Below are 9192 nucleotides of genomic sequence, written 5' to 3'. Positions count from 1 at the left end.
CGGCGCCCCGGGCGGTATTGATCAGGAAGGCGGTCGGCTTCATCCGGCGCAGCACCGCGGCATTGATCAGGTGGCGGGTCTCCGCCGTGAGGGGGCAGCTCACGCTCAGGTAATCCGCCCCGGCCGCCAGCTCGTCGAGGGGGACGCGCCGGACGCTCGGCGGGAATTCCGACCGGTAGGGGTCGTGCCCCCAGGTCGTGAGACCCAGCGGCGCGGCCATGCGGGCGAGGGCGCTCCCGATCCGACCGACCCCGACGATCCCGAGGACCTGCCCGCGGAGGCGGGGGGTCGGCCCGGCCAGGGCGAAGTCCCAGCGCCCGGCCTTCACGGCCCGCTCGAAGCGGACCACCTTGCGGTGCCAGGCCAGCAGGAACGCCAGGGCGTGTGACGCGACCTCCTCGGTGCAGAACCCGGGGACGTTGGCCACGATCACCCCCCTCGCCGTGGCGGCCGCCACGTCCAGCGTATCCACCCCGACGCCGTAGCGGGCCACCACGCGCAGGCGGGGCAACCCGGTGAACACCGCGGCCGTGATCGGGGCATACTGGACGATGAGACCGTCCGCCTCGCGGCAAGAGGCCAGGACGTCCTGCTCCGTCCGGCACTGGGCGACCAGCAGGCGCGCGCCGACCGGAGCCAGCTCCGCCTCCTCCTCCGCGACGCCCGGATGGTCCAGGTCGGTGATGATGACGAGGGGTGGCACGGGGCTAGTCCAGGTCCAGCTTCAGGTGCAGCTCCTTGAGCTGCTCTGCCGTCACACCCGAGGGGGCGCCGGCCATCAGGTCCACCGCGCGCTGGGTCTTCGGGAAGGCGATGACATCCCGGATGGAGGCCGCCCCGGTCAGGAGCATGACGAGCCGATCGAGGCCGAACGCGATCCCCCCGTGGGGCGGCGTCCCGAACTCCAGGGCCTCCAGCAGGAAGCCGAACCGCTCCCGCGCCTGCTCCGGCGTAAACCCGAGCGCGTCGAACATCTTCTGCTGGACCTCCCGCCGGTGGATCCGGATGGAGCCGCCCCCCACCTCGTGCCCGTTGATGACGAGGTCGTAGGCCTTGGCCCGGATCTTCTCCGGGGCGGTGTCGAAGAGATGGAGGTCTTCGTCCACCGGGGCGGTGAAGGGATGGTGCATGGCCTGGTAGCGCCGCTCCTCCGGGTTCCACTCCAGGAGCGGAAAGTCGGTGATCCAGCAGACCTCGAAGCCCTCGCCCTCCATGAGCCCCCGTTCGTGCCCGATCTTTGCGCGGAGCCGGCCGAGCGCTTCGGCCACGGTGGGAGGCTGGTCCGCCAGGAGGAGGAGGGCGTCGCCCGGCTCGGCGCCGAACCGCCTTGCCAGGGCCGCAAGCGCCTCCGGCGTGAGGAACTTGCCCGCCGGGGAGGTCAGGCCTTCCGAGCCCACCTTGAACGAGGTCAGGCCCTTCGCGCCGAAGGCCTTCACGAACTCCGTGTGCTCGTCCATGACCTTGCGCGTCAGCGGCTCGGCGAAGCCCGGAACCCGGATCCCCTTCACGTGGCCTCCCGCGGCCACGGCCTCGGCGAAGGGCTTGAAGCCCGAGTCCCGGAAGAGGTCGCTGGCGTCGGTGAGCTCGAGGCCGAAACGGAGGTCCGGCTTGTCCAGGCCGAACCGGGCGAGGGCCTCCCCGTAGGGGAGGCGCCGGAAGGGGGTGGCGAGGGTCACGCTCTTCACTTCCCGGAACAGCTCCACGATCAAGCCTTCCATGGCCTGGAGGACGTCCTCCCGGTCGACGAAGGCCATCTCCACGTCGATCTGCGTGAACTCCGGCTGCCGATCCGCTCGGAGGTCCTCGTCCCGGAAGCACTTCACGATCTGGAAGTACTTGTCGTACCCCGCCACCATCAGGAGCTGCTTGAAGATCTGCGGGGACTGGGGGAGGGCATAGAACCTCCCGGGGGTGACGCGGCTCGGGACCAGGTAGTCCCGGGCCCCCTCCGGCGTGCTCTTCGTGAGGACCGGCGTCTCGATCTCGAGGAATCCCTGGCCGGCCAGGTAGCCCCGGACCACCTGGTAGGCGCGGTGCCGGATCCGAAGGTTCCGCTGAAGGGGGGGACGCCGCAGGTCCAGGTAGCGGTAGGTCAGACGAAGGTCCTCGGCGACGCTCGCGTCCTCCTCGATCGGGAAGACGGGAGTCCGGGCCTCGTTCAGGATCTCGGCCGCAGTGGCCCGCACCTCGACCTGACCGGTGGGCAGGGCGGCGTTCGCGGTGCCGGCCGGGCGCCGGACCACCTCCCCCGTCACCGCGACCACGAACTCCCCGCGCAGCCGCTTGGCCGCCTCGTGGGCCGCCGGCCCGGTTTCGGGGCCGAAGACCACCTGGACGAGCCCCTCCCGGTCGCGGAGGTCCACGAAGATGAGGCCGCCGTGGTCCCGCCGGCGCTGCACCCAGCCGACGAGGCGGACCGTCCGCCCGGCGTCGCTCTCCCGGACCGCCCCGCAGTAGTGGGTCCGCCTAGCCCCCACCCTCGCCCTCCAGCGCCCCCGCGAGGTGCTCGACGACCCGGCTGATGGGGACCTTGGCCTGCTCGCCGCTTCGCAGGTCCCGGACCACCACCTCCCGGGCCTTCAGCTCGTCATCGCCCAGGATGACGGCGAAGCGATACCGGTCCTTATCGGCCGCCCGGAGCTGGCCCCGCAGGCTCCGCCCCTCCAGATCGGTTCCCGCCCGGACGCCGCGGCGCCGGAGGTCCTGGAGGAGGAGCAGCCCGGAGCGGAAGGCCTCCGCGCCGAGGGCGGCCACGAAGACCCCCGAGGTGGCCGCCGCGCCGGCCCCCTCCCCCTTGGGGAGGGAGGCGACGAGCCGCTCCATCCCGACGGCGAACCCGATCCCCGGGGTGGGCGGGCCGCCCAGTTCCTCCACCAGCCCGTCGTAGCGCCCGCCTCCGGCCACCGCGTTCTGGGCCCCCAACTCCGGATTGACGAACTCGAAGGTGGTCCGGGTGTAGTAGTCCAGGCCGCGCACCAGGCGGTCGTTCAGGGTGAAGTCGATCTTCAGCAGGGCCAGGAGGCTCTGCACCTCGTGGAAGTGTTCCTCGCAGGCGGCGCAGAGCATGGCAGAGGGCTTGGGGGCCTCCGCCGCCACCGCCCGACAGCGCTCCACCTTGCAGTCGAGGATCCGCAGGGGGTTCCGCTCCAGGCGGACATGGCAGTCGGGGCAGAGCTCCGCCCGGCGGCTCCGCATGTAGGCGGCGAAGCGCTCCCGGAAGGCGGGGCGGCAGACGGCGTCGCCGATGCTATTGAGCTCGAGGACGAGGCCGCGCACCTCGAGGGCTTCGAAAAGGTGGGCAAGGAGGGTCAGGATCTCGGCGTCCACGGCCGGCGTGCCGAGCCCGATCGCCTCGGCCCCGATCTGGTGGAACTGCCGGAAGCGACCGGCCTGCGGCCGCTCGTGCCGGAACATGGGGCCGAGGTAGTACACCTTCAAGAGGGGTCCGCGCGTGTCCAGGCGGTGCTCCAGGTACGCCCGGATGACCGGGGCCGTCCCCTCCGGCCGCAGGGTGAGGGACTCCCCGCCCCGGTCCTCGAAGGTGTACATCTCCTTCTCGACGATGTCGGTCCCGGCGCCGATGCTTCGGATGAACAGATCGGTCTTCTCGAAGACGGGGGTCCGGATCTCCTCGTACCCGTAGGCGGCCATGAGCCGGCGCGTCACCGCCTCCACCCGATGCCAGGCGGCCATCTGCTCGGGCAGGAGGTCGGGGGCGCCCCGGATCCCCCGGATGGCGGACTTCCCGCGCGCCATGGCGTCTCCTCAGGCGATCGGGACGGGCCGGGCCGTCGCCTTGAAGCGGGCGGCGTACTCCTGCCAGGCCGCCGCGCCGGCCGCGAGGCGCTCCCGCTCCTCCGCGGTCAGGGGACGGAGAACGCGGGCGGGAACGCCGGCTGCCAGGACGTGAGGCGGGATGCGGGTGCCGGCCGTCACCACGGCCCCGGGTACCACCGCGGCTCCCACCTCCACGACGGCCCCGTCGAGGATCACGGCCCCCGCCCCCACCGTGACCCGGTCCTGCAGGACGCAGGCGTGCAGGACCGCGGCGGGTCCGGCCACCACGCCGGCGCCGATCTCGAGGGGAAAGCGGCCCCCGGTCACGTGCCCCACCGTCCCGGCCAGGAGCTGGCTCCCCGCCCCCACCCGGATGAAGTGCACGTCCCCCCGCAGGACGGTGCCCGGCCAGCAGGCAGCCCCGGCCCCGAGCAGGACATCTCCCAGCACGTCAGCGACCGGCGTCACGAGGGCCGTCGGGGCGACCCGGGGGGCGATACCCCGGTAGGCGCGGATCACGGAGGGCCCTCGGGGGGGAAGGGCGCGGCGGGCGGGCGCCCCTCAATAGATGGGCTTGCGGTCGAACCGATGGGCGGCCTCGATGAAGCGGACGGTGCCGGAGCGGTACCGCATCACCACCGAATGGGTCCGGGCCCCCCCGCCGAAGAACCGGACCCCCTTCAGAAAGTCCCCGTCGGTGACCCCGGTGGCGGCAAACATGATGTCGGGACCCTTGGCCAGGTCGCTGATCTTGAAGACCTGCTGGATGTCTTTGACCCCCATGCCGAGCGCCCGCTGTGTCTCCTCCTCGTTGCGCGGCTTGAGGCGCGCCTGCATATCCCCACCCAGGCACTGCAGCGCCGCCGCCGCCAGCACCCCCTCCGGGGCACCGCCGATCCCCATGAGGACATCCACTCCGGACTGCTCGAAGGCGGTGGCCACGGCTGCGGACAAGTCGCCGTCCTGGATCAGCTTGATTCGGGCGCCGACCTCGCGCACCTGCCGGACCAGGTCCTGATGCCGGGGGCGGTCGAGGACGACGACCGTGAGGTCCTCGACATAGCACTTCATCGCGTCGGCGATGGCCTGGAGGTTGTCGGCGGGGGAGGCCGTGATGTCAACGGCGCCGAGGGCCCGGGGGCCCACCGCAATCTTCTCCATGTAGATGTCGGGGGCGTGGAGGAAACAGCCCTTCTCGGCGATCGCCACCACCGCAATCGCGTTGGCCCGCCCCTGGGAGACGATCGTGGTCCCCTCCAGGGGATCCAGGGCCACGTCGAGCTCGGGCTCGGCGCCGCTCCCTACCCGCTCCCCGATGTAGAGCATCGGGGCCTTGTCCCGCTCCCCCTCCCCGATGACCACCGTCCCGCTGAAGGAGACGGCATCGAAGGCCCGCCGCATCGCGTCCACCGCGGCCTGGTCGGCGGCCTTCTCGTTCCCCCGCCCCATCCACCGGGCGGAGGCTAGCGCCGCCGCTTCGGTGACCCGCACCACCTCCAGGGCCAGGTTCCGCTCCACGCCCCCCTCCCCGGCGCGCAGGGTCTCCGGCGCGCGCCTCGCTGGCGAAAGCGAGCGAAGTCTAGCCAGCGTTGCTCGGGGTGTCAAGGGGCAGGCCGGGAATAGGCTCTTGAACCGCGCCGGGTTCTGTGGTACAAGGAGACCACTCGCGTAGTAGGCCTGCGGCCGGATGGTGGCCCAACCGCCTTATTCGACCTGCCCAACCCCCACCGGGGTTTCGTTCGATGTCGATCAGTCGGACTGAAGGAGGGGAGCCATGGCGGACGCGAAAACACTTACCCTGAGCGTCATCAAGGCCGACGTGGGGAGCTACTGTGGTCACAACCGCGTCCACCCGGACCTGATGGCCACGGCGCAGGAGTGCCTGAAGGACGCGGTGAAGAAGGGGACCCTGATTGACGGCCAGGCCATGCGCGTCGGCGATGACATCAACCTCGTCATGACGCACCGGCGGGGGCCGGAGGCCACCGAGATCCACAAGCTGGCCTGGGACACCTTCATGGCCTGCACCGGCGTGGCGAAGAAGCTCCACCTGTATGGGGCCGGCCAGGACCTGCTGGTGGACGCCTTCTCGGGCAACGTGAAGGGGATGGGGCCCGGGGTGGCCGAGATGGAGTTCGTCGAGCGGCCGAGCGAGCCGGTGGTCGTCTTCATGGCCGACAAGTGCGCGCCCGGCGCCTGGAACCTCCCCCTCTACCGGATCTTCGCGGACCCGTTCTGCAACGCCGGGCTGATCATTGACCCGAAGATGCACGAGGGCTTCGACTTCGTCGTCCTCGACCTGGTCAAGGCGGCCACCATCACCCTCTCCTGCCCGGCCGAACTCTACGACCTGCTGATGTTCCTCGGGGCGGTGAACCGCTACGCGATCAAGATGGTCCGGCGGCACGTGGACGGGGAGCCGGCGGCCGTCGCCTCCACCCAGAAGCTGGCCCACATCGCCGGGAAGTACGTCGGGAAGGACGACCCGGTGATGTTCGTGCGGGCGCAGGCCGGGCTCCCCGGGGTCGGCGAGGTGATGGAGGCCTTTGCCTTCCCGCACCTGGTCGAGGGGTGGAACCGCGGCTCCCACCACGGCCCGCTCATGCCCTGCCGGTTTGACATGGCCAACCCGACCCGCTTCGACGGTCCGCCGCGGGTCGTGGCCGCCGGCTACCAGATCGCCGACGGGAAGCTGATCGGCCCCGTGGACCTGTTCGATGACCCGGCCTACGACGGCGCCCGGGCCAAGGCGAACGAGATCGCCGAGTACATGCGGCGCCACGGCCCGTTCCAGCCCCACCGGCTGCCGCTGGAGGACATGGAGTACACCACGATGCCCGCCATCATGGGGCGGCTCAAGGACCGGTTCCGGGCGGAGTAGCGCGCGCCAGACGGTTGTGCGGCGGGGTGCCAGCAAGCGGCGCCCCGCCCTTTTTTTGAGGGAGGAGGACCGCGGTGAGCATCCAGCGCATCGGCATTCTGACCGGAGGGGGCGACTGCCCGGGATTGAACGCGGTGATCCGGGCGGTCGTCCGGAAGGCGGTGGGGCACCACGGCCTGGAGGTGCTGGGCATCCGGGAGGGCTGGCTCGGCTTGATGACGGGGGACCTCATCCCCCTGGGCCTGGACGACATCTCCGGCATCCTGCCCAAGGGCGGGACGATCCTCCGGACTTCCCGGACCAACCCCTTCAAGAAGGAGGATGGGCCCCGGCGGGTTCTGGAGAGCCTGAAGGCGCACCGGATCGACGCCCTGATCCCCGTGGGGGGCGAGGATACCCTCGGCGTGGCCCTGAAGTTCGCGGCGCAGGGCGTGAACCTGGTGGGGATCCCCAAGACCATCGACAACGATCTGGACTGCACCGACTACACCTTCGGCTTCGACACCGCCGTCACCACCGCCACCGACGCGATCGACCGGCTCCATACGACCGCCGAATCGCACCACCGGGTGATGGTGGTCGAGGTCATGGGGCGGCACGCCGGCTGGATCGCGACCGTCTCCGGGATCGCCGGCGGGGCGGACTGCATCCTGGTCCCGGAGGTCCCCTTCGACATCGAGGAGGTGTCCGAGCTGGTCCAGAGGCGGAAGGCTCGGGGGAAGGACTTCAGCATCGTGGTGGTGGCCGAGGGGGCGAAGCCGAAGGACTCGGGGGTGCAGGTGACCGCCACCGACAAGGTGGACGCCTTCGGGCACGTCCGCCTGGGGGGCATCGGCACGGTGGTCAGCGAGGAGATCGAGCGCCGGACGGGCATCGAGACCCGGGTCACCATCCTGGGGCACGTCCAGCGGGGCGGCTCCCCCACGCCCTTCGACCGGGTCCTGGCGACGCGCTTCGGGATCCGGGCGGTCGAGTTGGTCCTGGCCGGCGACTTCGGCAAGATGGTCGCCCTGCAGGGGAACCGGATCGTCGCCGTCCCCCTGGCCGACGCCGTCAAGCGTCTGAAGACCCTGGACATGGAGCTCTACGACATCGCCCGCGTCTTCTTCGGGTAGCGGGCGGGCCCCTACCCTGCCTTCACCCAGGCGTGGGCAGGGTCGTCGGCGAGGGCATAGTTGCGATCCTCGCCGGCCAGCATCCAGAGGTAGTAGAGCCGGTAGCCGGGCGCGGCGGCCACCGGGTGGTAGCCCCAGGGGATCCGGGTGACGCTGTTGTTCTGGAGGATGACCGCGGTGTCCACGCCCCGCTCTGGGCTGTAGAAGCGCTGCAGCCCGAAGCCCTGGGGCGGGTCCACCTTGAAGAGATAGACCTCCTCCATCTTCGACTCCTCGGGGTAGGCGGCCCGGTCGTGCTTGTGGGGCGGGTAGGAGGACCACTCCCCCGCCCGGTTGAAGGTCTCGCCCACCAGGAGGCGCTGGGCGGGAAAAGCCGGGTCGAGGATGTCGTGGACCTCCCGCTCGAACCCCTCGCGCCCCCGCATGCTCACCTTCACCTTCTCGGGGCCGATGAGGCGCGCCTCCCCGGCGAGGTCACTGGGGGCCCGGCAGAGGGCCGCCTCCACCGCGCTCACCGCCTCTATCGAGAACTGAGAGCCGGGCGGGATGTACAGGGCCGTGGCCCGCCCGGCGAACACGTCCGCCCGCCCGCCGATCGCGTCGAAGCGCACGCCCCCCGCCCGCACGTTGGCGAGGCCTCCCAGCAGGACCAGACAGATCTCCTCGCCGTCGCTCTTGCTGCGGTACCTTCCCCCCGCCGGGAGGTTCAGCATGCCCAGTTCGAGGAACTGGATGTCTTCCCTCCCGCGCCGGATGACCGGCGCGTAGCCCTCCCTCGGCGCGTACTGGACCAGGAACTTCATGCGCCTACCCCCGATCGAGCCGGAAGATCATCTGGGTCGGGCGGACGAAGCGGAGCGCGACCAGCAGGATGGCCAGGACGATCGCCATGTAGATGACGGCCATCGCGTCCACCGAGTAGATCGGGCGCATCCCGGCCGCGAAGACCGCGTAGTAGAGCGCGACCACCAGGGTCTGGGAGCCCGCGCCCGAGAGCAGGAATGTCAGCTCGAAGTTCGCCACGGTGTTGACCAGGATGAGCAGCCCGGCGGTCAGCAGCCCCGGCACCGCCAGCGGCAGGACCACCCGCCGGAAGACCTGAAACCGGCTCGCGCCGTGCACCCGCGCCGCCCACTCCAGGTTCACGCTGATCTGCTCAAAGAACGGGAGCAGGACGAAGATCGCCAGCGGGAGCATCGGGACCAGGTTGGCCAGGATCACGCCGACGATCGTGCCGCCGACGTGGTAGCGGTAGAGAGTGGTCGCGAGGGGGATCCCGTAGGTCATCTGGGGGATGAGGAGCGGCAGGAAGTACAGGAGCAGGAGCGCCCCCTTGCCCCGGAAGTCGCGCCGGGCCAGGACCCAGGCGGCCGGAAAGCCGAGGAGGAGCGCGAGCGCGGTCACCGTCCCGGCCACGGC

General features: G+C 70.9%; 9 protein-coding genes. 2 read left to right on the top strand and 7 right to left on the bottom strand.

What is annotated here, in order from left to right; genetic code table 11:
• The 5 genes from VGT06_02940 to glpX all read right to left on the bottom strand — a co-directional run.
• Positions 1 to 703: C-terminal binding protein (locus tag VGT06_02940; protein HEV8662091.1), on the bottom strand; the 703-nt coding region annotated here is incomplete at its 3' end.
• A gap of 4 nt (positions 704 to 707) precedes the next feature.
• Positions 708 to 2477 carry an aspartate--tRNA ligase gene (gene aspS / locus VGT06_02935; protein ID HEV8662090.1) on the bottom strand — a complete coding sequence of 590 codons (1770 nt, stop codon included), beginning with the start codon at positions 2475 to 2477 and terminating at the stop codon, positions 708 to 710.
• Positions 2467 to 3756: a histidine--tRNA ligase gene (gene hisS, locus VGT06_02930; GenBank protein HEV8662089.1), complete on the bottom strand. Its 1290-nt coding sequence runs from the start codon at positions 3754 to 3756 to the stop codon at positions 2467 to 2469. Before hisS ends, aspS begins: the two co-directional genes overlap by 11 nt.
• A gap of 9 nt (positions 3757 to 3765) precedes the next feature.
• Positions 3766 to 4296 carry a gamma carbonic anhydrase family protein gene (locus tag VGT06_02925; GenBank protein ID HEV8662088.1) on the bottom strand — a complete coding sequence of 177 codons (531 nt, stop codon included), beginning with the start codon at positions 4294 to 4296 and terminating at the stop codon, positions 3766 to 3768.
• Positions 4297 to 4338: 42 nt separating this feature from the next.
• Entirely contained in the window at positions 4339 to 5295 is a 957-nt protein-coding gene (gene glpX / locus VGT06_02920; protein ID HEV8662087.1) for a class II fructose-bisphosphatase, read from the bottom strand.
• 256 nt (positions 5296 to 5551) lie between these two features.
• Between glpX and fbp the strand changes: the two genes are divergently transcribed.
• Together fbp and VGT06_02910 are read left to right on the top strand one after the other, a co-directional pair.
• Complete coding sequence (gene fbp / locus VGT06_02915) at positions 5552 to 6658, top strand: fructose-1,6-bisphosphate aldolase/phosphatase (protein HEV8662086.1); 1107 nt, start codon at positions 5552 to 5554, stop codon at positions 6656 to 6658.
• 80 nt (positions 6659 to 6738) lie between these two features.
• Positions 6739 to 7773 carry an ATP-dependent 6-phosphofructokinase gene (locus VGT06_02910; protein HEV8662085.1) on the top strand — a complete coding sequence of 345 codons (1035 nt, stop codon included), beginning with the start codon at positions 6739 to 6741 and terminating at the stop codon, positions 7771 to 7773.
• Between the two features lie 11 nt (positions 7774 to 7784).
• Here the strand turns inward: VGT06_02910 and iolB are convergent, their stop codons facing one another.
• Both iolB and VGT06_02900 read right to left on the bottom strand, forming a co-directional pair.
• Positions 7785 to 8576 (bottom strand): 5-deoxy-glucuronate isomerase, encoded by a 792-nt coding sequence (iolB, locus tag VGT06_02905; protein HEV8662084.1) that lies wholly within the window; start codon positions 8574 to 8576, stop codon positions 7785 to 7787.
• Between the two features lie 4 nt (positions 8577 to 8580).
• On the bottom strand, positions 8581 to 9192 hold a 612-nt coding region (locus VGT06_02900; GenBank protein HEV8662083.1), incomplete at its 5' end, for an ABC transporter permease subunit.

The organism is Candidatus Methylomirabilis sp., assembly GCA_036000645.1.
Lineage (GTDB): Bacteria > Methylomirabilota > Methylomirabilia > Methylomirabilales > JACPAU01 > JACPAU01.
Note: the sequence above shows the minus strand (reverse complement) of the source record. Positions and strands in the feature narration are given on the sequence as shown.